The 23,449-nt window shown below is 36.6% G+C and carries 19 protein-coding genes; 9 read left to right on the top strand and 10 right to left on the bottom strand.

Annotated elements, in window-relative coordinates; genetic code table 11:
* Window positions 1-154: 154 nt before the first annotated feature.
* The 7 genes from J0871_RS06190 to J0871_RS17275 all read right to left on the bottom strand — a co-directional run bounded on the left by J0871_RS06190 (window position 155) and on the right by J0871_RS17275 (window position 6,424).
* Window positions 155-781: a copper homeostasis protein CutC gene (locus tag J0871_RS06190; RefSeq protein ID WP_208224273.1), complete on the bottom strand. Its 627-nt coding sequence runs from the start codon at window positions 779-781 to the stop codon at window positions 155-157.
* A 9-nt stretch (window positions 782-790) separates the two neighbouring features.
* The gene (locus J0871_RS06185) at window positions 791-1,240 is read right to left on the bottom strand and encodes an SRPBCC domain-containing protein (RefSeq protein WP_243870408.1); all 450 of its coding nucleotides are present in this window, start codon (window positions 1,238-1,240) and stop codon (window positions 791-793) included.
* A gap of 69 nt (window positions 1,241-1,309) precedes the next feature.
* Window positions 1,310-3,955 (bottom strand): carboxypeptidase-like regulatory domain-containing protein, encoded by a 2,646-nt coding sequence (locus J0871_RS06180; RefSeq protein ID WP_243870407.1) that lies wholly within the window; start codon window positions 3,953-3,955, stop codon window positions 1,310-1,312.
* A gap of 32 nt (window positions 3,956-3,987) precedes the next feature.
* The gene (locus J0871_RS06175) at window positions 3,988-4,788 is read right to left on the bottom strand and encodes a GLPGLI family protein (RefSeq protein WP_243870406.1); all 801 of its coding nucleotides are present in this window, start codon (window positions 4,786-4,788) and stop codon (window positions 3,988-3,990) included.
* Window positions 4,785-5,585 carry a GLPGLI family protein gene (locus J0871_RS06170; RefSeq protein ID WP_208224271.1) on the bottom strand — a complete coding sequence of 267 codons (801 nt, stop codon included), beginning with the start codon at window positions 5,583-5,585 and terminating at the stop codon, window positions 4,785-4,787. The genes J0871_RS06175 and J0871_RS06170 overlap by 4 nt, the downstream gene beginning before the upstream one ends.
* A gap of 8 nt (window positions 5,586-5,593) precedes the next feature.
* Window positions 5,594-6,154, bottom strand: a complete 561-nt coding sequence (locus J0871_RS06165) for a GLPGLI family protein (protein ID WP_243870405.1) — start codon at window positions 6,152-6,154, stop codon at window positions 5,594-5,596.
* Window positions 6,155-6,169: 15 nt separating this feature from the next.
* Window positions 6,170-6,424, bottom strand: coding sequence for a hypothetical protein (locus J0871_RS17275; protein ID WP_243870404.1), 255 nt, complete (start codon window positions 6,422-6,424; stop codon window positions 6,170-6,172).
* A 190-nt stretch (window positions 6,425-6,614) separates the two neighbouring features.
* Here J0871_RS17275 and J0871_RS06160 point away from each other — a divergent pair, with 190 nt between their 5' ends.
* Complete coding sequence (locus J0871_RS06160) at window positions 6,615-8,084, top strand: SLC13 family permease (RefSeq protein WP_208224269.1); 1,470 nt, start codon at window positions 6,615-6,617, stop codon at window positions 8,082-8,084.
* Window positions 8,085-8,130: 46 nt separating this feature from the next.
* On the opposite strand, the gene J0871_RS06155 is transcribed toward J0871_RS06160, so the two are convergent.
* The 3 genes from J0871_RS06155 to J0871_RS06145 form a co-directional block, all read right to left on the bottom strand.
* Entirely contained in the window at window positions 8,131-9,831 is a 1,701-nt protein-coding gene (locus J0871_RS06155; RefSeq protein ID WP_208224267.1) for a SusD/RagB family nutrient-binding outer membrane lipoprotein, read from the bottom strand.
* 12 nt (window positions 9,832-9,843) lie between these two features.
* Window positions 9,844-12,933 (bottom strand): SusC/RagA family TonB-linked outer membrane protein, encoded by a 3,090-nt coding sequence (locus J0871_RS06150; protein ID WP_208224265.1) that lies wholly within the window; start codon window positions 12,931-12,933, stop codon window positions 9,844-9,846.
* A gap of 678 nt (window positions 12,934-13,611) precedes the next feature.
* A complete protein-coding gene (locus J0871_RS06145) occupies window positions 13,612-14,634 on the bottom strand; it encodes an AraC family transcriptional regulator (RefSeq protein ID WP_208224263.1) in 1,023 nt (340 codons plus the stop codon).
* Window positions 14,635-15,212: 578 nt separating this feature from the next.
* Here J0871_RS06145 and J0871_RS06140 point away from each other — a divergent pair.
* From J0871_RS06140 to J0871_RS06105, 8 genes are all read left to right on the top strand, one after another.
* Window positions 15,213-15,548, top strand: a complete 336-nt coding sequence (locus J0871_RS06140; RefSeq protein ID WP_075325720.1) for an arsenosugar biosynthesis-associated peroxidase-like protein — start codon at window positions 15,213-15,215, stop codon at window positions 15,546-15,548.
* A gap of 66 nt (window positions 15,549-15,614) precedes the next feature.
* Window positions 15,615-16,673, top strand: a complete 1,059-nt coding sequence (gene arsS, locus J0871_RS06135; RefSeq protein ID WP_208224261.1) for an arsenosugar biosynthesis radical SAM (seleno)protein ArsS — start codon at window positions 15,615-15,617, stop codon at window positions 16,671-16,673.
* A 24-nt stretch (window positions 16,674-16,697) separates the two neighbouring features.
* The gene (locus J0871_RS06130) at window positions 16,698-17,315 is read left to right on the top strand and encodes a TIGR04282 family arsenosugar biosynthesis glycosyltransferase (protein WP_208224259.1); all 618 of its coding nucleotides are present in this window, start codon (window positions 16,698-16,700) and stop codon (window positions 17,313-17,315) included.
* 3 nt (window positions 17,316-17,318) lie between these two features.
* Window positions 17,319-18,131, top strand: coding sequence for a purine-nucleoside phosphorylase (locus J0871_RS06125; RefSeq protein ID WP_208224257.1), 813 nt, complete (start codon window positions 17,319-17,321; stop codon window positions 18,129-18,131).
* Window positions 18,132-18,230: 99 nt separating this feature from the next.
* Window positions 18,231-19,517, top strand: coding sequence for an NAD(P)/FAD-dependent oxidoreductase (locus tag J0871_RS06120; protein ID WP_208224255.1), 1,287 nt, complete (start codon window positions 18,231-18,233; stop codon window positions 19,515-19,517).
* A complete protein-coding gene (locus J0871_RS06115; protein WP_208224254.1) occupies window positions 19,514-21,097 on the top strand; it encodes a 4Fe-4S dicluster domain-containing protein in 1,584 nt (527 codons plus the stop codon). Before J0871_RS06120 ends, J0871_RS06115 begins: the two co-directional genes overlap by 4 nt.
* A gap of 87 nt (window positions 21,098-21,184) precedes the next feature.
* Window positions 21,185-21,883 carry a glycosyltransferase family 2 protein gene (locus tag J0871_RS06110; RefSeq protein ID WP_346014332.1) on the top strand — a complete coding sequence of 233 codons (699 nt, stop codon included), beginning with the start codon at window positions 21,185-21,187 and terminating at the stop codon, window positions 21,881-21,883.
* Window positions 21,883-23,349: a cellulose synthase family protein gene (locus J0871_RS06105; RefSeq protein ID WP_208224252.1), complete on the top strand. Its 1,467-nt coding sequence runs from the start codon at window positions 21,883-21,885 to the stop codon at window positions 23,347-23,349. The genes J0871_RS06110 and J0871_RS06105 overlap by 1 nt, the downstream gene beginning before the upstream one ends.
* The last annotated feature ends 100 nt before the right edge of the window (window positions 23,350-23,449 follow it).

The following is a 23,449-nucleotide window of genomic DNA, read 5'->3' as shown; positions in this document are numbered from 1 at the left end:
CTTCAAAAATTCATCGTTAAATAAATCCTCTTTTTTCATACTGTGTAAAATTTAAAATTAGACAAAAAAATAACAGGGGTCGCGACCCCTGTTATTTTTCTATTTACACAGTTTATGAGATAGTCCTATTTATTAATTTCATTCAGAAGAATAATTATTGCAATCTCCGAACAATTCTTTTCCCGTGATACGCTTTAGCATTGATTTCCCGGTGTAATTCTTCCAGGTTTTCTGAAGTGATTTTTCCCGCGCAAATCACTTCCATATCACCGGCCAGAGCTATTATTTTTTTAATTTGAAGGACACCTTCAGCCGCGGTATTTTTTCCTCCTGAAGTAAGAATACCATTTACAACACCTGAGTCTCTTAAAGATTTCACAGATTCTAAAATAGCCGGGGTTTCATCAATGGCTTTATGAAAGACAAATTTCATAGGTTTTCCTATTTCCGCTAGTTTTTCAACGGCATCAATATTTATTGTTTTATCTTCTTTTAAAATTCCTAATACCACGCCATCTACACCGGCTTCTTTACAAAAGGCTATATCACTGGCCATCTGCTTAATTTCAGCATTATTATACACGAAATCACCAGCCCGGGGTCTAATCATAACGCGCACCGGAATATTTAAATGAGATTTAGCCGAAAGGATCAATTCCCTGGAGGGCGTTAAACCTTCTACATCTAAATCTGCGCAGAGCTCGATGCGATCTGCGCCATTTTCTTCAGCAACAAAAGCTTGTTCCAGGGTTTCAACGCAGGCTTCTCTTATATAAGTCATTACGTTATATTAGCTTTTCTTCATAAAATCAAAGCCTCCTTTTCTAAGATTGATCCCATATTCCAAATAAGCCTTTAAACAAGCAAGGAAATTCGCCCAACCTTCGGTATTTCCGCCAAACCATTGGATGCCCATCTCATCCGCTTCCATTTTTCCTTCTGTTATTTTAACCAGCGTACTGGTTTTAGAAACTTCGGTAAGGCTAATTTCAACCAACAGGTTTTTATCTTTTGCACCTTCCCATTCAAAAGAAACGAATTCACCAGGAAGTAGTTTTAGAACAGTTACCGGTGCATATTCTTCAAATTCCGGAAATTTCCAGCTAATTGTTTTTGCCTCTTCCATCATCCCTGAACTTTCAGCAATAAAATAATTTTTCATGTGCTCAGGATCTATTATAGCCTGATAAACCTCAGCTTTTGGTTTAGCTATTTGTAAAGCTGTTTTGATTTCCAGCATTTTCATAAGTTGAAATTTATTTAAATATAAAGAGATTTTACTCAAACCTGTTTCAGGTGTTAATTAGATCTAAAGACTAAATTTTAGCGTTGCTAAAACCTGCGAAGGCCGCAATTGATAACTGCTCTGCACATAATAATATTGATTGTTATATGCATTTATAAAAGTATCTGTATTCAAAATATTTCGCCAGCTTAAATTCAAGTCCATTTTGGGCTTTTCAAAAGTAAACTGATAGCCCAGGTTTACAAAATAATTATCCCCATTTTCAGAAAGGGAATTTCCATAATATTCTCCACTCAAACTCAAATATTGATTATCCTTAGGATAAAAATAAAGTTCTATAGTATGCTGATGGTTTTCTATTTTTTGAAAATCGTCCCCTTCAAAACCTGAAGTATAAGTTGAAAAATTACCTGAATAATTCGCAATTAGCCAACTCGAAATATCGGCTTCCACACTTCCTCGCAAATTAAAACTTTTCGTATTCACCTCGGCCAGCGTGTTATTTAAAAGCTGTTGCCGATTTGATAAATTGTATGAAGCATTTAGTTTAAGCGATGTTTTTAGTTTCCTAAAGTATTTACTTCCACCGGCTTTGAAACTATGATTATCAAAACTATTATTGCGAGCCACAGCTTCTAAAATTGTTGTTCCATTTTCACCAATATTAGAACTGTACAATAGGTTATTTTCAGAATACGCATACGAGTAAGACGCATTTAAAAATAATTGATTTAACGGATTTCGATAGCGTAGGCCTCCGCTATAATTTTGTTTTTGTTCTTCGGAAATTGGTGCATTGTAGCGATTTAAATTTCGGTAGCCATTCAGTAAAAATCCGTAATATAATTGCTGAATTTCACCAAAATTATAACGCAATCCTGCTGAAGCATTTGCTTCCCAAAAGGCTGAAATTTTCTTTTTTACATAAAAATTAGGTTCAAAAACCAAACGATCCAGATTTCTGCTATCCTTAAAATTATCATCTTCAAGGTGAAAGCTTTTAAATTCAAGCGGTGTACTTAAACGCAAATTCCAGGTTTCATCCTTACTTTCAAATCTGAAAGCGTTTTTAAAATACACCGAAGATTGTACAAACTCGGTTCGGTTTTTAAAATTCACATCCAAAACTTCGTCATCCTCATTAAGAAAAACATCGCTATCTAGCTGCTGATGCTGAAATGAAAAGCCAAATTTTGGGGAGATAGTGAATTTCCCCAGTGCTTTTGTGAATCCGGCAGAATTATCGGTATAAATTTTTCTGGCTGATACCAATTGCTGAATTTCGTTATAAGGATGGCCATCATTAAAAATAGCTTCAAATTGTCCCGGCTGCACCATGAGATCCTGATTATTTTCAGTAAATCCTGTATTCGAATTAAAAGTGATTAATTGTTTACCCACGGTCCTAAGCAAACGCAGATCGTTTTTAATTCCGAAGAAAGGATTATCCAGCTGCTGTTTTATTTTTGTATCAGGACGATCTATAACACCTCGTGCAGCATTCCAAAATCCGTTAAATTCCAAATGATTTTTCAGGTAGTTTTTATCTGCATTATTTTCTAAGGTTAGTTTCCCCTGAAGTGTACTCACATAAAGATCGCTGTTGGTATTTTCGATCACATCTATCGTATCTGTAGGTGTAAAATAGCGGGTTTGCGTACTCCCATCCTGTTGCTGGTAATCATTTAGATAAGAGATATTCAGTTTTAGATCTATATTCTCTTTTATACGCTGTAAAATATTTGCAGAACCCAAATGCACATTGTTATCCAACCAACGCTCCTGAGAAAAAGGCGGCTCTGATATATTCTGAATCGAAAGCCAATCGGTTTTATTGATCGTAAACTGATCGCCAAAAAAATTAATCGAAAAATCACGAATCTCCCGGGAAACATCACTACCGGTATTATTACTTTGATAAGTAAAGATCGCCTGTCGTTTTTTAGTGAAAATCATGGGCGTTACCTTTGTTTGCCACAGCAGAGGCGCTGCACCAATCCCGGCGGTGGCCGTTCCGCTATACGTAATATCTTTTTTAAGCTTGATATTTATGGAAGCGCGCTCTGAAAATTCCAAACTATCCAAAACTTTTACCGGCTGATGATTTTCCAGGATCTCGACTTTAGAAACCGCCTCGGCAGATAGGTTATTATTCGCCAGATTATAACGTCCTTCTAACAAATCTAAACCTTCGATATAATATTTCTGGATAGGCTCATCTCTATAAAAAATCTGTCCGTTTGGCCGAATATCGATACCCGGTATTTTTTTTAGAACATCGGCAATCACACGGTCATTTTTTCCTTTAAAGGCTGCTACTGAAAAACTAAGTGTATCGCCATGTTGGCGCAAAATTTCAGATTTCACGAGCACCTCTTTTAAAGATTCTGAAGAAGGCGAAAGTTTAACTTCAAGTGTCTGTGCTTTATTCTGAATCGTTTTTTTAAACGTACCAAAACCTATGTACGAAACTTTTAAAAACAGGGAATCATTCTCATTTTTGACAGCTATTTTGAATTTTCCATTCGCATCTGAAATACCATAAGCTAATATCGGGGAAACAGAATCTTTACTAACCATCACCGTTGCCCCACTAAGTTTTTCATCTTGATCGTCAAGAACCTGTCCCGAGATTTCTTTTTGAGAGTAACCTACAGAAATGATAAATATCGATATGAGGAATAGGAAAATCTGTCTAAAATGATCCAATGGATTACTTTTTTTTGATTGATGATGATTTATTATGGCTGCAGCTCGATTGGATTATTTCGTTTTTTATATTTTTCGCTTAGTTCTTTTCTTGTTTTAGCTTCATCTTCTTCGCTCCAACCGAATTTTATGCCTGCCTTTTGCATGGTGCCAATAGGGTCTCGATTATAATCGTCCCGAACCTGATCAAGTTCTTGCTGAGAAATAGTTTTATAATTATCTAAATTCAATAGTTTATCTACCGGATTTGCTAATTCCTGAAATGCCGTTAAGCTAAAATGATACTGATTTTTTAGGTCTGAAATCTCTAAAATGAGTCCCGGCAAACCACTAAACTTGTAAGGCCCATCGGAGAATGGTAATTCTGGCGCAAACCAGGCGATATAATTTCTCCCTGCAAAATTACCTGTGGCTTTCTGAACGCCAAAGCCTAAAATTTCTTTATTCTCTGGCTGAATTTCCCATTCAATCTGTTTTAGATCCTGTTTATATTTTAATTCATATTGAAAAACCTTTTCGGCTAAAGTAAGTTCGTTATCCTGATAATCTTTATAGATAGTATATTTAAAATCGGTCATTTGATTATACTCATCCATTCTCATGACTACAGGATTTGTCATATTTTCTAAAGAATCTTTAACTGCTTTACCCAGGCTGGAATATCGTGATTGCTCCTCACTTAAATAAAGTACACCGGTTTCAGATTTTATGGAATTTTCATCTGTCGAATCCTCCTGGAATTCGAGTTGATACGTAGCTTTATAGGAATATTGATTCTGTGCCTGCAAATTCCCTAAACTAAGGAAAAGCATAGCGATTATAAGACTTCTCATTTTTGTAGTTCTATTTGGTTATTCATTTTCGCAAACCTTTCTTTAAACAATTCAGCATATTTTTTCTTGGTTTCTTTAGAGATAGTTACATTAGGGGGAGTGGGCGCATACCCCATTGGGTTTTCCATATATCGCTTCCAGACTTTACATAATTCAGTTTTATTAGTTTCAGCATATTGCTTAAGATTTATCTTATAGGTAAGTTTTGGACTGAGTTTTTCAAGACCGAAAAATTCAAATACATAATGCTGCTGGGTGTCTTCCAGCTCCAAAATTAAACCCGGCAAACCACTAAACTTATAAGGTCCATCTGAAATTGGAATTTCGGACGTAAACCAGGCTATATAATCTCTTCCTGCAAAAGAAGTTTTAGCTTTCTGAACTTCAAAATCTTTAATTTTCTTTTTCTCCGGTAGAATTTCCCATTCAAATTGATTCATTTCCTGGGTATAGTAAAACTGGTCACGCTCAATAGTCCTCGTGAAAAACAGCTCATTTTCACTCCTATGCTTCAAAATAACATATTGAAAATCTGTAACCGCTTCCCGGGAAGTATGTCCAGTATTTCCATTTCTAACAATAGGATTGGCCAGAGTTTTTGCCCGACTGGAAAATTTTGAAAGTTCGTCTCCGGCAAACAGGAGCATATATTCAGATTTGGATTCATCAAGATTGGTAGAATCCAATTTATAAGTAAGTTTATAGGTCACTTTGTACTCAAACTTATCTGATAGCTTTTGAGCACTGCAAATTGTGGTAAACAATATAAGTAGAAATGTCAAGTAGGCTTTTTTCATAATTTCAGTTATTCCAGTTCTATGCGGTTATTTTTCTTCTTAAATTCCTCGCGATGTTCCTTTAATAATTTCTCTTTTTGACCGGGCTGAAAACCCATTGTAATCCCGGAACTTTCCATTATTACAAAGGGATTTTCAGCATACTCTTCTTTTATCTGCAAGAATTTTTCTCTACTAACCTCCAGATAATTTTCTGGATTAAATTCCATCGAAATTTCATCGTTTAATTCTTTGAAACCGGTAAGTTTAAAGGTGTAATAATCTTTATTATCTGAAATTTCCAGGATCAAGCCCGGTAAGCCACGAAATTTATATGGCCCTTCTGAAATTGGTATTTCGGTAGTAAACCACGCGGTATAATCCCTTCCTGAAAAACTTGCTTTTGCCTTTTGTGCCAGAAAACCGGCCACTTCTTTGGTCTCGGGCAAAATTTCCCAATTCAAATCATCAATTTCCTGTTTATACCGGTAATTATCTTTGACAATTTTTTCAGTAAAAGAAACCTCTGCTGAGTTCTGCTTCTTAAAAATATAAAAGTTTAATGCCGACATTGGCATTTTGGATCTCATTTCATTAAAACTTTGTTAGGTTCGTTCGCGATCTTTATACGCCTCTTTTATAGAATCTGCAATGTATTGACCCTCGCTGGAAAATCGCGAAACCTTATTACCAATAAACAATACCATAGTTTCATTCTGGATAGACTCAACATCTGTTGAATCTATTTGCCAGGTAAGGTCGTAAGTAGCTTTGTATTTAAATTGATCTTCTATCTCTTTGTTTTGTGCAAAAGTGGAAGAAAAAATCAGGCTGAAAATAATCAAAAGGAAGGTCTGCATTAGTGATGATATATTAATAATTAGATTGAAATGATGAATAATTCTTCAATATTAAGAATATATTTATCCTAATGAAAATTTTAACTAAATAAATAGTAGTTAAACTAAAAAAAAAGTTGTTTCTATATTTAAAGAATTATCGGGCTTTATTAAATTTAATATCTTGGTAGCTCCTTGAGAACCTTATCTAATGAATAAATTTATAAGAGCGCTAATTTTAATAGCGGGGCCATTATTATTTTTTATCCTTCAAATCATTGGGGCACCGCAATCTATGCCGCCGGCAGCTTTTGATATCCTTTGTATTACCATTTGGATGGCGCTCTGGTGGGTTACCGAGGTAATCCCAATTTCGGTCACCGCTTTATTGCCCATTGTTATGTTCCCCTTAACCGGCGCTTTAGATATTGAAGCCACCACCGCTGCTTTTGGGCATAAATACGTGTTTTTATACCTGGGCGGATTTGTTCTCGCGGTAGCTATAGAAAAATGGGATCTACACCGAAGAATTGCCCTTAACATCATCAACCTTATTGGAAGCAAAATAAAATTTATAATCCTCGGCTTTATGATAGCCACAGCATTTCTTTCTATGTGGATCTCCAATACCGCAACTTCAGTTATGATGCTTCCAATTGGCACCGCAATAATAAGTCAGTTAAAAAACAATCCTTTTAGCAACGAAAATGAACCTTTAATCTTTGGTAAAGCATTAATGCTAGCTATTGCCTACAGCGCCTCTATTGGTGGAATTGGAACGCTAATAGGAACACCACCAAACCTGGTTTTTGCTGGAATTGTTGAAGAGTTATACGGAATAGAGATCAGTTTTTTAAAATGGGCAATGTTAGGGATTCCTATCTCGGTTTTCCTGTTGTTTATCTGCTGGAAATACTTAACCAGTTTTGCTTTTAAATTTGATAAAGCTGAATTCCCCGGTGGAAAAGCCGAAATTAACAAACTACTGAAGTCTTTAGGAAAAATAAGCAAGCAGGAAAAAAGGGTGCTGGTTATCTTCGGTTGCACCGCTTTTTTTTGGATCACAAGATCATTTTTAATTCAGCCTTTTTTACCCTTTATAGATGATACTATAATAGCTATTGTTGCGGCAATCGCACTCTTTATTGTTCCATCGGGAAAAGAAACAAAACCTTTATTAAACTGGGAAGAAGCGGTGAAAATTCCGTGGGGAATTATTTTACTTTTTGGCGGCGGAATGGCACTGGCAAAAGGTTTTAGTGAAACAGGTTTAGCCGTTTGGATAGGTGAACAACTCACTTATCTACAAAACCTGCCCTTATTTCTATTAATATTAATTCTTGTCGCTGCCGTTAATTTTCTAACCGAAGTAACCTCTAACCTGGCTACTACGGCAATGCTACTTCCAATTTTAGCGCCTATGGCTTTGGCAATGGGACTTCACCCCTATTTATTATTAATAAGCGCTACACTGGCCGCATCCTGCGCTTTTATGTTGCCGGTAGCAACTCCTCCAAACGCGGTAGTCTTTGGTTCGGGTTATTTAAATATTCCAGACATGATAAAAACCGGATTATGGATGAACCTGTTTTCTATTCTTTTAATAAGTATTTTGGTGTATTTCTTTTTACCAAGCATCTGGGGTTTTAAAGTGAACGAGATCCCAGAAGTTTTTGCATAAAAAAGGGGGAAATAATTTCCCCCTTTTTCATTCAATTAAATTCAGGCTAATTCTGTGCCCACCATAATTCAGTTCCCTGTTCATCTGGTCCCTGTTCCTGTATGGCCGCTTCAACATTTGCTCCGTTAGTATTGTATTCCTGGTTTCCATATCTCATTCGTTGAGGATATTTCCCATTAAGGGTCCCAGCCGCGTAGATATCAAAATCTGACACTCCACTCGCTAATTCAGATGGATAGCCTGTATCTCTTACAACTGCCCATGCTTCAAAACCATCGGTATAAGAAACAATCCATCTTTGGATAGCGATTTTCTCTAAGTTTTCTTCATCGGTTCCGTTTAATTGAGCCATTTCTTCATTCGCAATAAAGGTCTCGATCTCACTCTCCTCTACTCTCCAAATTTTCATCGCCTGTCTTATCCCTTCCTGATATAATTCTTGCGCATCACCAGTACCAAGTCCTTTTATAATAGCTTCCGCTTGTAAAAAATTTCCTTCGGCTGCAGTGAACACAATTTCCGGAAATATTTCAAGTCCCTGGTTTTTTGGGTTAATAATCCAATCTGCCGGTTCAGAAAACAAATCGTTTTTAACGTGTGGAAAAATTTCAGGATTCAACCTTGATGGTTGCCCTACATAATAATCCTGATCTTGAGGAACTGAAATGGTAAATTCATCTCCCGATCCATTTCTAGTATAAGGAACCCCCGCATTATCTAACTCCCCTAATACGAAATCAACATGTTTATCAAAAAGAGAAGATCCTGAACCTTCTGCCGGTTTTGTGAATGTAAATTCGCCTCCAATTATTGGTTTGGCATATCTTGATAATCTAGGATCATTATTCTCCCGTAAATAGTCAATTAAAGTTTTGCTTACATTCCAATGAGAACCAATTCCCGCAAAATTATGCCATACATCTCCGTAAGCAGCATTTCCAAACTGATCTATCTCAGTATCTTTTTCCATAAGCGCATTATCCATTTCACTACTTAGCAGCGGTGCCTGGAGTGCTTCAGAAATAGCTGTTCCAGCAAAATCTGCTCCTGGTGCACCCTGTGCTCTTAACGCCATTCTAAGTTTTAAAGTGTTTGCCAACTTTTTCCATTGTTGAAGATCTCCATTAAAAAACAAATCGTTTTCTGCGAGAAGTTCAATTCCCTCTCCAGTTTCTGTTTGATCTCCAATAATCGCCATGGCCTCATCTAACTCTGCTATTACGCCACGATAAATTTCAGATTGACTATCTAATTTGGGAGTAATAATATCTGGATCTAAAGCTTCAGAATAAGGTACCATTCCAAAGGTATCTGTATACATTTGATAGTAAAGACCTTTCATTACTAACCCAATAGCGTAGAAGTTTTGGTTTTCCAGATCACCACCTTCTTTCACAAAATTCTGATAAACACTTAAATTACTCACATAACCAGCAATCCAATCATAAGCAGCATCGGTATAGGCAGAATTATAATCATAAGCGAGTGCACCGGTCCACCATGCTCCATTAAATCCAAAGGTAAATTGGCCAGCATACCTATCAGCATGTATTAACTGTGCTCTCCAATAAGGAAAACGATTGGGTGCATAAAGTTCTATCTGAATGCCTGTAAGAAAGTATTTAGCACTTACTTCATCAGATCCAAACGCATCAGGTCTTGTATTGATCTCCTCAAAATCGGAACATCCTGCAAGTACAAAAACCAACAACAGAGTTGCGCTAATTGTCTTTAAAATTCCTTTCATAATTATATTTTATTAAAATTTAATATTAATGTTTAAACCAAGACTACGAATAGTTGGTGCATTGTTAAGGGAAATTCCCTGTCCGGAAAGCCCTGTACCAATTGAAGCATCAGGATCAATATCATCAGCGGCTTTGTAGATGAAAAATAAATTTCTACCAATTAAACCAACCGAAGCAGAAGTTAAACCTATATTATCTATAGACTCTCCTGGCAACCTATAAGTTAAGGCAAATTCTCTTAATCTCACATTGGTTTGATCGTATACATAGTTTGATGTGATACCCGAATAATTGCTCCAGTATTGTTGTGCTGAAATCTGGATATCATTTGGCGCCCCTGTACCTTCATTAATAGCATCTATAGTTACACCTCCATCTCTAAATTCTAAACTTCTTTCAGACACACCTGCTGCATCGAGATAGGAGGAAGTAGCAGAGTAAATTTCGCCTCCAAATCTACCGTCTACAAGAAATCTCAAATTCCAGTTCTTATACGTAAAGTTGTTTGTTAAACCACCAATAAAGTCTGGTTGTGCATTCCCCAGCTTCACTCTTTCATTAGACGCTACAGGAAAACCTTCGGCATTTACTACTCTTTCACCGTTTTCGTTAGTTTTCCAGGTTGTTCCATAAATATCACCGATTCCACCACCAACTTCTGCTCTTATAGACAAGTCTCCTAATGAGTTTAACACGGTATAATCTAAACCATCAATTAGCTCTACCAGTTCATTTTTATTTCTTGACATATTTGCTGAAATATCCCATCTAAAGTTCTCATTCTGGATAGGTACTCCTCCAAGCATAATTTCAAATCCGTTGTTTTTTACTTCTCCAACATTTTCTTTAAAGAAACTAAAACCTGTTGCAAAAGGCACGGGAACATTAAAAATCATATCATTTGTAATGATCTCATAGATGGAAAAATCTCCATAGAAACGATTTTTAAACATATTAAATTCTACCCCAAATTCAGTAGACTTTACGCTTTCTGGTCTTAGATCTGGATTTAGTTTTACACTTGGTCCTTCTAAAACTGTTAAGCCTAAATACCCCTGTTGCGGAACACTAAAGGTTTGGTATAATTGATAAACATCAGTATCATTACCTACTTCTGCCCAGCTCGCTCTTAATTTAAGCATATCAAGAAAGTCCCTGTCTGGATCTATAAAACGGTTTACCAAAAGCGAATAACTTACCGAAGGATAAAAGAAAGAACGGTTATCTTCACTTAAGGTAGACGACCAGTCGTTTCTGGCTGTTAGGTCCAAATACATAAAATCATCATAAGAGAAACTAAAAGACCCGTATAATGAATTTATTTTTTTAACTCCTAAAGGAGTATGTGTACTGGTTTGTACGTTGGTGTTATTTAAAAATGACCGGGATGGCAATCTAAACTGATTTCCACTAACACTCATTCCCTCAAAAGTACGTTTAGATAAACTACCCCCAACGTTAGCAACCAGGTTTAATGTTTCGGTAAGGTCTTTATTTGCAGTTATTAAAAAGTCGCTATTAATTTCTACGTTTTTACGATTAGAAAAGTTTAGACGACCGTCATAAAAGAAATGATGTCCATAGTCCTGGATATATTCTGACCTTACATTGGTAACATCTCCCCCAACTCTTATAAAGGCTGAAAGCCAATCGGTAAACTCATAATTTAGTTTAGAAAAACCTAGAAAACGATCCCTGCGCTCGTCGTTCGTATCTTGATTTAACATCCAATATGGATTACCAATACTTTTATTTTGCCCTGCATAACTTATTGCTCCATACTCGTCTGGAAACATCCCAGGGTTACTCCATAAAGAAGGCTTATACCTTTTAAGATCATCTATAGCAACATTTCTTGGCATGCTATATACATATGCTAAAACACCTTCTGTACCAACGTTTACTCTGTTCTCAAGTTCTTGAGTAAAATAAGTTGCTTTACTATCTAGAGTTAGTTTATCGGAAAGATCAATTACCCCTCTTAAATTTAGGTTATGGCTGTGCAGTTCAGAATTTGGAATAACTGAAGTAGTTTGGTTATTAGTATAAGAAAACCTTACACTATGGTTTTCCCCACCCTGATCCATTGCAATAGTATTAATGCTCTTAATTCCATTTTCAAAGAAATTCTCAACATTATCTGGTTGTGCATTGTAAGCTCGTTTTTCACCGGTGTAGTACAATTGTTGAGAGCCATCTAATCTAGGCCCCCAGGAATTAGATCCAAAATTATCTAAATCTGAATAAACAGCACCATTAGTACCCTGCCCATATTCATTTTGAAAATCTGGAAGAAACATGGTTTCTTCTACTGAAATGTTAGAGTTTAGTGAAATACCTAAACCAGAGCCTCTCGTTCCTTTCTTTGTAGTAATCAAAACTACACCACTTGCTGCTCTTGATCCATACAGTGCCGCAGCGTTTGGACCTTTTAATACCGAAATAGATTCAATATCAGAAGGATTAATATCGGTAATTCCTCCCCCTGTTACGGTACTATTGTAGATGCTCCCACCAGACTCATTTCCTGAAGCATCAATAGGAATTCCGTCTACCACTACCAGCGCCTGATTATTACCTGTTAACGTATTATTACCCCTTATGGTAATACGTGATCCAGAGCCTACTCCGCTGGCCTGGTTAACCACTAAACCTGCCACTTTTCCTACAAGTGAGCTGGCAACATTATAATCTTTTACTGTATTTACTTCTTCCGAGTCTAACTCGGTCACGGCATAACCCAGTGATTTTTTCTCCCTGGTTAAACCAAGAGAAGTCACCACTACCTCATCCAGTGCCTCGGTATCGGGAGATAATTCTAAGTTGATTAAATTTTGCCCACTTACTGAAATCTCCTGAGACATAAAACCTACCATAGAAAAAACTAAAGTAGCATCTTCTGGTACCTCCAGTGAATAATTCCCGTCAAAATCTGTAGAAGTCCCATTACTGGTCCCCTTCTCCAGTACAGTAACTCCCGGTAAGGGCATTCCATTTTCAGAATCTGTTACTGTTCCGGTTACTGTTTTCTCCTGCGCAATTAAGTTTTGATTAAATGAAAAAAACATTAATCCAAGCAGGAATAATAATTTTTTACCCATGTGTAATTAGTTTTAGTTAGAATTTCACGCTCATTAGCGCATTTAAATTATAAAAATTAGTTAAACAATAATCAACTTAACCATTTTAATTAAGGAAGTTACCCAAAAAAACCCACCCATATAGTTAAAATGACTATCATAATCCTAATTGTTTAAGCTAAAATAACAAGAAGTAAATTAACTTAACTAATTTTTTTAATTAATTATCAACAGTAAGTCAAATTAATCTCTTAAAAAAATTAAGAAAGTATTATGAAGTAAATTAGCAGGAAACCCTGTTAAAAGAATGAATTGATGGTGAATTCAGGAATATAAAACCTTGTTTTGAGGGTATAATGAAGAAACCTGCTTTCAGAAAAGAGCAGGTAATATTAAAATCTTGAAAGAACTAGTTGAAAAATATAAGGTTGTTTGCCTAAGGAAGAACGTAATATTTGGAAATAAAGGCTTAACAGAATGTCTTGAGTATTTCTCTGGCAGGTTTAATAACTTTTCTGAGAATTTTAATTTCTATTATTAGCTTTAAGCATTCAGATTAATGTATGACTAAAAATGCCCGGAATTAAATCCCACCTTTAAATGAAAAAACTTCTAAATCTTGTACATTTTTTTTCTGAAGAGTACAATGTTTAGAAGTTAAGCTGCCACTAATAACAGTAAAGGAGTGCTTCTTTAAAATTAATCAACTTCCTTCTTTCTTGTTTTCAAAAAGTATTTAGGATTTACTCCATATTTTTCTTTGAAGATCTTCGAGAAATAACTCCTGTTATTTAAACCAATCGCGGTTACAATTTCAGAAATATTCTTTTCTGAAGTCATTAGCATTTCTTTGGCGGCTTCCAGCTTTTTATGCTGCATATATTTATTTACCGTAAGATCGTAAACATATTTAAAACCTTCCTGCAGTTTATTTACGTTTGTTCCCGCCTCTTTTGCCAGGGCTTCTACTGTTAGATTACTTCCTAAATCACCCTGAATGCGTTTTACCACATAATCTACCTTTTCAATGTCAGACTGTCTTAGTATCTGCGGAAGCTTATCGCCATCTTCGTCATCTTCATACTGGGCAATTTGAATAACGAGCATTTGAAATGTTTTACCTTCCAAATAAAGAGAACGTAAGAAACCGGTGAATTCCTTAGTATTAATCTCATTCATAATATCGGCAGCTTTTATACTATAGTTGCCCTGGTAGAAAAACTGCTTTTCGGCCACCGCATCCTGAAACAATCCTTTTAGTGTGGGTTCAAGATCTTTAAAATCGTAGTTACGCCTATGGGCAAAAACAGATCTAATAATTTCAAGGCTGGAAATGTGAGTTGCCTCGTTGGCTTTAAAATACAGTACGTGCCCATTATACCCGCTACTGGATACAATTATATTTTGATAAGCTTTTATTTCATTTACTTTCTCAGCATCCTGGAAAGAATGACCAATTGATCCCGCTGAGCAAAAAATAAACTTTAAGGGATGCACCGTGTTTAAGGCAAAATGAATTTCTACATCTTCATAAAACTTGCAGTTGTAAGAAATGAAGCCCATTCCAGAGTCAAAACTAATTCCCCTAATATAGCCTTCGCCCACTTCTTGTGGCAATTCTATGGTGTATTCTCCACTTCCATTTTGAACTGGTGCATTAAGGTTTTCAGAAATATCCTGAATAATTTCATCTACTGGTAAAGTTTTTACATTTATCCTCATAAACTAAACGTGGGGAAGCCCCTTTATTTCGAATTTTAAAACTTAATATTAGTTTTATTTTAAATACAAACGAAGTGTTTTAACACTCGTTGAATTTCTGTAAAGTTAGAATATCCTTCGCAAATAGCAGTAAAAGCCATTAACAAATCGGTTTTAAGTTAATATTTAGAGCTTTTGCGTTAAACACTTTGCTTAATTGCAAGCTCAAAATACGCAATTGCGCCCGATTTCACGTCATAAACCGTAACTTTTATCTTAAAAACGGCAAGCAAAACAAATTAACAATCAGATATTTACATATTATTAATCGCGCCCTCTCCTACCCTGGTTAGGTACCAAATATATCGAATACTATGGATATTATTTTTCTTCTTTTGGGCCTTGAAGCTTTGGCAATAATTATTGTTTCCACATTTTTTGTAAAAAAAATAATTAAAACACTAAGAAAGAAGTAGCTGCCAACTACCTTTTAAATTCTCAAATTTCAAAACTTCCCTTATTAAAGCAAACATTCATTGGGTAAGTAAGTTTTAATGGATATTTTAGACAAAAATTGTATAAATCAAACTTGTCACAAAATGTCTAAGACTTACTATAATCCAGATGATTTAAGAAAATTCGGCGAAATTACCGAATGGAGTGAAGAATTAGGAAATAAATTTTTTGATTACTACGGAAAAGTTTTTGAAGAAGGAGCACTTTCTGCTAGAGAAAAGTCGCTTATCGCTCTTGCGGTTTCGCACGTGGTAAAATGCCCATATTGCATTGATGCCTATACTAAAGACGGCTTGCAAAGAGGAATCACCAAAGAAGAAATGATGGAAGCAGTACATGCGGGCGCAGCCATAGAAAGTGGAGCTACCCTTGTACACGGGGTACAGATGATGAACAAATATGATAAATTGAGTATGTAAATTTTCTTCTGAAATATTTAATACAAAAATCATTTTCTTCAAATTAGCATAAAATGTAATTTTTACATGGCTTTACTCAAATCCTTATCGGCTAGAAAAGACGATCTTTCAAAACCCGAGAATCAGCTTTCCTTTTTAAGCAACGGAATTTTTAAAGAAGGAGAACTTCCCTTTTTTAAAGATAAAATTGCCAAAACCGGTAATTACCCGTTAAAACCTAAAAAACTGGAAATCCTTCAGCTTAATTTAGGTTATATGTGCAACCAGGTTTGTTCGCATTGTCACGTAGACGCTGGTCCCGATCGCAAGGAAATTATGACCAAAGAAACCATGCAGCAGTGCCTGGAGGTTATTAAAACCACTAAAGCCCATACCTTAGATCTCACCGGTGGTGCTCCGGAAATGAACCCGAATTTTAGATGGTTTGTAGAAGAAGCTTCAAAAGCAGGGATTAAAGATTTTATTGTTCGGTCTAATCTTACAATCATTCTGGCGAACAAAAAATATCATGACTTACCAGAATTCTTCAAAAAATATAATGTTCACGTAGTTTCCTCACTTCCCTTTTATAAAAAGGAAAAAACAGATAAACAGCGCGGAACTGGTGTTTTTGATAAATCTATCAAAGCCCTACAAATGCTTAACGCTGTGGGCTACGCACAGCCAGAAACAGAACTAAAATTGGATCTGGTATATAATCCATCAGGGGCCTTTCTACCTACCAATCAACAAGCACTGGAACAGGATTTTAAAACCGCACTTAAAGAAGATTTTAATATAGATTTTGATAATCTTTTTGCCATTACTAACCTACCCATAAGCAGGTTTCTGGAATTTTTAATCGCTTCAGAGAATTATGAAGATTATATGTATGCGCTTGTAGAGGCATACAATCCCGCCGCGGTAGAAAGCGTGATGTGTACCAATACCATTTCGGTGAGTTGGGATGGCTGGTTATACGACTGTGATTTTAATCAAATGTTAGAATTAAAAGTAGACAGCAAAGTGCAGCACATTAGTGATTACAACGAAGATTTGCTCAATAACCGGGAAATAAGAATTTCACAACATTGTTACGGCTGTACTGCAGGCGCAGGAAGTAGCTGCCAGGGAACAGTTGCATAATTTTCACTTCTTAAATTTTAAACTTTGAGCCTTAAACCTACCGAAGCTTTATTAATTATCTTTACCAGGAATCCAGAACCGGGAAAAGTAAAAACCAGGCTTGCCACAGATGTTGGTGATATAACTGCTTTTAAAATTTATAATTTCTTGCTGGAACATACAGTTTCGGTTACTAAAAATCTTGCTGTTAGCAAAGAAGTATATTATTCTGAAGGAATTGCCCAAAACGATATTTGGGAAACAGAGATTTTTACTAAAAAACTTCAGCAGGGAGAAGGCCTTGGAGAAAGAATGAAAAACGCCTTTGAAGAAGGCTTTAAAAATGGCTACCAAAATATTATAATTATTGGCAGCGATCTTTACGATTTACAGCGGGAAGATCTGGAAAAAGCTTTTCAATTACTTCAGGAAAAACATGCGGTAATTGGCCCCGCTACAGATGGCGGCTATTATTTATTGGGAATGAATCAATTGCTTCCAGAAGTATTCGAGAATAAAAAGTGGGGAACCTCATCAGTTTTAGAGGATACTTTAAAAAACTTAAAAGGAAAAAATATTGGTTTGCTTGAAGCCAGGAACGATGTAGATTATTATTCGGATATTAAAGATCATAAAGATTTTCAGCAATTTTTCAAAAATTAAAAAATGATTAAAGAAATACAGGAAACTACTAAATACCTGAAAGAAAAAGGATTCGAAAACCCTGAAATTGGAATAATCCTGGGGACCGGTTTAGGTCAGCTCCTGGACGAGATAAAAATAGAAATTGAGGTTAGTTACAATCATATTCCGCATTTTCCAACCGCAACGGTAGAATTCCATAAAGGGAAATTAATTTTTGGAGAACTGGAAGGAAAAAAGGTGATGGTCATGCAGGGGCGTTTCCATATGTATGAAGGCTATACGATGCAAGATGTAACTTTTCCTGTGCGCATTATGCACCAGCTTGGTATTAAAAAACTACTTGTTTCCAATGCTTCCGGCTCGGTAAATTTGAAGTTCAAAAAAGGTGAACTTATGCTAATTGAAGATCATATTAATTTGCTGGGAGATTCTCCTTTAGCCTTTAAAGGAGTTTCACAAATGGGCGAACGTTTTGTGGATATGAGCGCGCCTTACGATGCTGAAATGAATAAAGCATTTGAAACTATCGCTAAAGAAGAAAAAATCACACTACACAAAGGAGTTTACGCGGCACTTTTAGGTCCGCAATTAGAAACCCGTGCCGAATATAGAATGTTACAGGTTTTGGGAGCAGATGCTGTTGGAATGAGTACCGTTCCCGAAATTATCGTGGCCAACCATTTAAAATTACCGGTTTCGGCTATTTCAGTAATTACCGATGAAGGTGATCCCGATAACCTGAAACCGGTAAATATTGACGAAATTATCGCAATGGCCGAAAAAGCAGAACCAAATATGATTAAGCTTTTTAAGGAAGTAGTAAAATCTGTTTAAGCGAACTATCTCTGAACAAATTCAAAAGGATATTTAGAAAATAATATTTTAATTTCGAAGCAAGCCCTGGAGCTTTTAAATCTCGATTATCGAGCACATATGGAACACATTGTTATTATAGGAAATGGAATTGCAGGAATTACCTGTGCGCGGCATATCAGGAAGAATTCCGACGCAAAAATTGCCGTAATTTCTGCGGAAAGCGATTATTTCTTTTCCCGCACCGCATTGATGTATGTGTATATGGGCCATATGAAATGGAATCACCTAAAACCTTATGAAGACTGGTTTTGGGAGAAAAATAGAATTGAATTAAAAAAAGCCTGGGTTGATACCATAGATTTTGAAGAAAAAACATTGCATTTTTCTACAGAAGAAACAATGAACTACGATAAGTTGGTTTTGGCAACGGGTTCGGTTTATAACAAATTTGGCTGGGAAGGTCAGGATCTAAAAGGGGTTCAGGGATTGGTTTCTAAGCAGGATCTAGAACTACTGGAAGAAAACACCAAAAACTGTAAAAGAGCAGTAATTATTGGCGGCGGACTTATTGGCGTGGAACTTGCCGAAATGCTCAAAACCCGAAATATTGAAGTCACTTTCCTGATTCGGGAAGAAGCTTTTTGGCATAATGTATTACCAATTCAGGATGCCCAAATGATCTCTAAACATATCAAATCCCACGGCGTAGATCTTAGAGAGAAAACAGAACTGGATAAAATAATTGGAGATGAAAGCGGAAGAGTTAAATCTATAATCACAAATTCCGGAGAAGAAATTGAATGCCAATTAGTGGGACTTTGCACCGGAGTTAGACCAAATATAGATTTTCTTAAAAATTCGGCTTTGGAAACAGATAAAGGAATTCTGGTAGATGAATTCTTACAAACCAATATCAAAGATGTATACGCTATTGGCGATTGTGTGCAATTAAAGCAGCCTTTATCTCATCGTAAACCCATTGAAGCAGTCTGGTACGCCGGCCGTATGATGGGTGAAACACTAGCGCAAACTTTAACCGGAAATGCTATGAAATACAAACCCGGAAACTGGTTTAATTCGGCTAAATTCTTCGATATTGAATATCAAACTTACGGCAATGTTTCAGCAAAGCCGGGCGATAACGAAATGCATTTTCACTGGCAGCATAAAGATAATACCAAAGCTATTACCATAGCTTTTGATGCGAATTCCAATAAATTTCTTGGAATTAACACCTTCGGAATTAGGATGCGCCATTCAGTTTTTGATCAATGGCTTAACGAAAACAGGAAAATAGATCACGTTTTGGCTAATCTAAAACAAGCCAATTTTGATCCTGAATTTTACACTCGTTACGAAAAAGACATTTTTAAAAGTTTTAAAGAGAATCTACAAAAAGCATGAGCAAAATAGAACATAACATGTCTCTTACGGCAGAAGCACCGGCAAAACTTTCTACCACGCAAAGACTGGCCAGCGGTATTGGTTTGGTTGGCCTTTTTATCTTAGTGCTTGCAGTTGCGAACGTGAATTTTCCCAATAAAACTTTATTCCTAAGTTTATCCCTGGGGCTTATCGCAGCTGGTACCATAATTTTTGCAAACGACCTGTATTTGGGTAAACACGAAGGAATAAAAAACGACGGAGTTTGGTTTAAATCACTTAGTGGCCGCGGTTTTTGGGCCTGGATCCTGGGCATTAGCCTTACGCTTTTTTACGTGGTATTATATTGGTATCCGCAATATTTAGGTTTGAATGCCGATGGCGAAAATACCGGGATCATCTCACTTTTCGATCCGTTAAGCCAATTCATTAGCGGAAATCCTGCCAGTCAATGGTTTGTTTACGGTACGCTTTACACGCTGGCAATCCTTATTTTCGGCTATAAATTTATTCTCAAATATCGCAATAATCGCTACGAGGTAATTCGCACTTTTTCGGTGATGTTCTTTCAGTTGGGTTTCGCGTTTCTACTTCCCGAAATTTTAATTCGCCTAAATCAACCTTACTATAATCCCGCCAATATTTGGCCGCTTAATTACGATTTGTTTACCGATTATAAGATCAACGAATTCCTTTCGGCAGGTAATGTTGGAGTAATTATGCTAGCTTTTGGTTTGATTTCCATTTTTGTAATCACCCCAATTTTAACATACAAATACGGTAAACGTTGGTATTGCAGCTGGGTTTGCGGCTGTGGCGGACTCGCAGAAACCGCCGGCGATCCATATCGTCATCTTTCGAATAAATCTCAATATGCGTGGAAAATTGAACGCTGGGTGATTCATAGCGTTTTGGTTTTTGTTACCGTAATGACCATCGCGGTTTTATACTCATTTTTGGGCGACAGCGCCAATGATTTCTGGCTTACCAAAGATGTTTTCCTTTGGGGTTCGGCCGGATTTCTCACTTTACTTTTTGCCGTAATTATGATCTTTAAACGCAAAGAATTAGCGAAAGATGCTAAATATGGTGCTATTGGTTATTTGGTAGTGATTTTAGCAATTATTGGGATTAATTATTTTAGCGGAAATGGGAATATTTTCTTTTTTGCCGGTTATCAACTTAGGGAATGGTACGGCTTTTTGATTGGCGCTGCATTTTCGGGTGTAATCGGCGTAGGCTTTTACCCAATTTTTGGAAGCCGTGTTTGGTGCCGTTACGGTTGCCCAATGGCAGCGATCTTAGGAATGCAACAGCGACTTTTTTCTAGATTTAGAATTACAACCAACGGCGGCCAGTGTATTTCCTGCGGAAATTGCTCTACCTATTGTGAAATGGGAATTGATGTTCGCGCTTATGCTCAAAAAGGTGAAAATATTGTGCGCTCCAGTTGCGTAGGCTGCGGAATTTGTTCTGCAGTTTGCCCAAGAGGCGTTTTAAAACTTGAAAATGACGATATGGACGGACGCATAAATTCGGAAGAAGTGCTGTTGGGAAATGATCTAGATCTAATGGATTTAGTAAACCAGAAATCGAAGTAAATGCCGAAAAAAAATCAGGAATCTGAGAGGAAAACTCCGACCAATGACTCAGAAAAATATTCTGCCAATAAAAAGAATTTTCGTGATATAAAACCCTCTGGAGGGATTAAGGTTATTATTCCGGCTTATAACGAAGAAGAGTCCATAGCTAAAGTCATTTCAGAAATTCCCGAAATTGTACAGGAAATAATTGTGGTAAGCAATAATTCTACCGATGCCACCGAAGAAAATGCTAAAAACGCCGGTGCCACAGTACTTCAGGAAAAGCGAAAAGGTTATGGTTATGCCTGTTTAAAGGGAATGGATTATATTTCTAAACAAGAAAACAAACCCGATATTATTGTTTTCCTTGACGGCGATTACAGCGATTTCCCGGCCGAATTAACTAAAATTATCGCACCAATTATTGAAGAAAACAAAGACCTGGTTATTGGCTCCCGAGTAAAAAGATGGCGAGAAAAGGATTCTATGACTTTTCCGCAAATATTTGGAAACTGGTTAGCCACTTCACTAATGAAGCTATTTTTTAATGCCCACTTTACAGATCTTGGTCCTTTTAGAGCAATTAAATACGATAAGTTGCTTGAACTTGGAATGCAGGACAAAACTTACGGCTGGACGGTAGAGATGCAATTAAAAGCCTTAAAAAAAGGATTTTCTTACACTGAAGTCCCCGTACATTACAAAAACAGGATTGGCACTTCCAAGGTTTCCGGCACCGTGAAAGGTGCTATCTTTGCAGGAGTAAAAATCCTGGGTTGGATCTTTAAATACAGTTTTAAGTAATGGATTTAGCCATTATCATTATATACACGCTTGCGCTGCTGCTTATTTTCTTCTACAGTATCTCGCAGCTGCAATTATTGTTGAACTACCTGAAAGCCAAAAAACGGGTAGATGCTTCGGAAAAATTTGATCTAAAAAATCCTGCGGAAACACCTTTCATTACTATTCAACTCCCACTCTACAACGAACTTTATGTCGTGGAACGCCTGCTGAAAAATATTGCAAAAATTGATTATCCTCGTGAAAAATTAGAAATCCAGGTTTTAGACGATTCTACCGATGAATCTATTGAGAAAATTAAAACCCTGGTAGATCAACTTCAAAAAACCGGACTCGACATCCAGCATATTACCCGAAAAGACCGAAGCGGTTTTAAAGCCGGTGCTTTAAAAGAAGGTTTAAAAATCGCTAAAGGAGAGTTTATCGCCATTTTTGATTCCGATTTTATGCCGAAAAAAGACTGGTTGTTACAAACCGTGCCCTATTTCAAAGATCCTGAAATTGGGGTGGTGCAAACTCGGTGGGGACATATTAATCGGGACTATTCCTTGCTCACAAAAATTCAGGCATTTGCGCTTGATTTTCATTTTATCCTGGAACAAACGGGTCGCAATTTTGGAAGGCATTTTATCAACTTTAACGGAACGGCAGGAATATGGAGAAAAGAATGCATTTTAGACGCAGGAAACTGGAGCGGAGACACTTTAACCGAAGACCTTGATCTAAGCTACCGCGCACAACTTAAAAACTGGAAATTCAAATACCTGGAAGATGTCGAAACTCCCGCCGAATTGCCGGTGGCAATAAGCGCGGCGCGTTCGCAACAATTTCGCTGGAATAAAGGCGCTGCAGAGAATTTTAAAAAGAACTTCAAGAAGTTACTAAAAGACAAATCGGTTCCCTTTAGCACTAAGTTTCACGCATTCTTTCATCTTCTAAATTCCAGTATGTTTTTAATCATCCTAGTCCTGGCGGTTTTAAGTATTCCGGTATTATTTATTAAAAACAACAATCCGCAGTTTGGCTGGTATTTTAATTTGGTAGCTTTCTTTTTAGTAAGTACGCTTATTTTCTTTCTATGTTATTACGCGGCTTATGCGAAGATTCACGGGAAGAGTTTTAAAAGCTTTTTGAAGTTTATAGGAATGTTTTTTACATTTTTTTCGGTAGCGATGGGATTTTCGGTTCATAATTCTCTGGCGGTTTTGGAAGGACACCTGGGGAAAAAATCGGCTTTTATTAGAACTCCAAAATTCAATGTTAGTTCGCTAAACGATTCCTGGAAAAAGAATATTTATATTCAGCAGAAATTCTCTTTAAGCATTGGGGTTGAATTTGCTTTATGGCTATATTTTGGTTTCGGACTCTATAGTGCTTTTATGCTGAACGACTTTAGCCTGGCCATTTTCCACCTGATGCTGTTTATAGGCTTTGGATTTGTGGTTTTTAGATCGGTTAGAATATAGTAGGATGAATCACAAGCCGTCCTTGCGTCATTACGAACGAAGTGAAGTAATCTCTTCATTATTACTACAAATACAGATTGCTTCGTCCCTCGCAATGACA

The sequence above is a fragment of the Salegentibacter sp. BDJ18 genome, assembly GCF_017579965.1.
In the GTDB taxonomy this organism is placed as follows: Bacteria; Bacteroidota; Bacteroidia; order Flavobacteriales; family Flavobacteriaceae; genus Salegentibacter.
The sequence above is the reverse complement of the archived record's forward strand: the minus strand, read 5'-3'. Positions and strand labels throughout refer to the sequence as shown.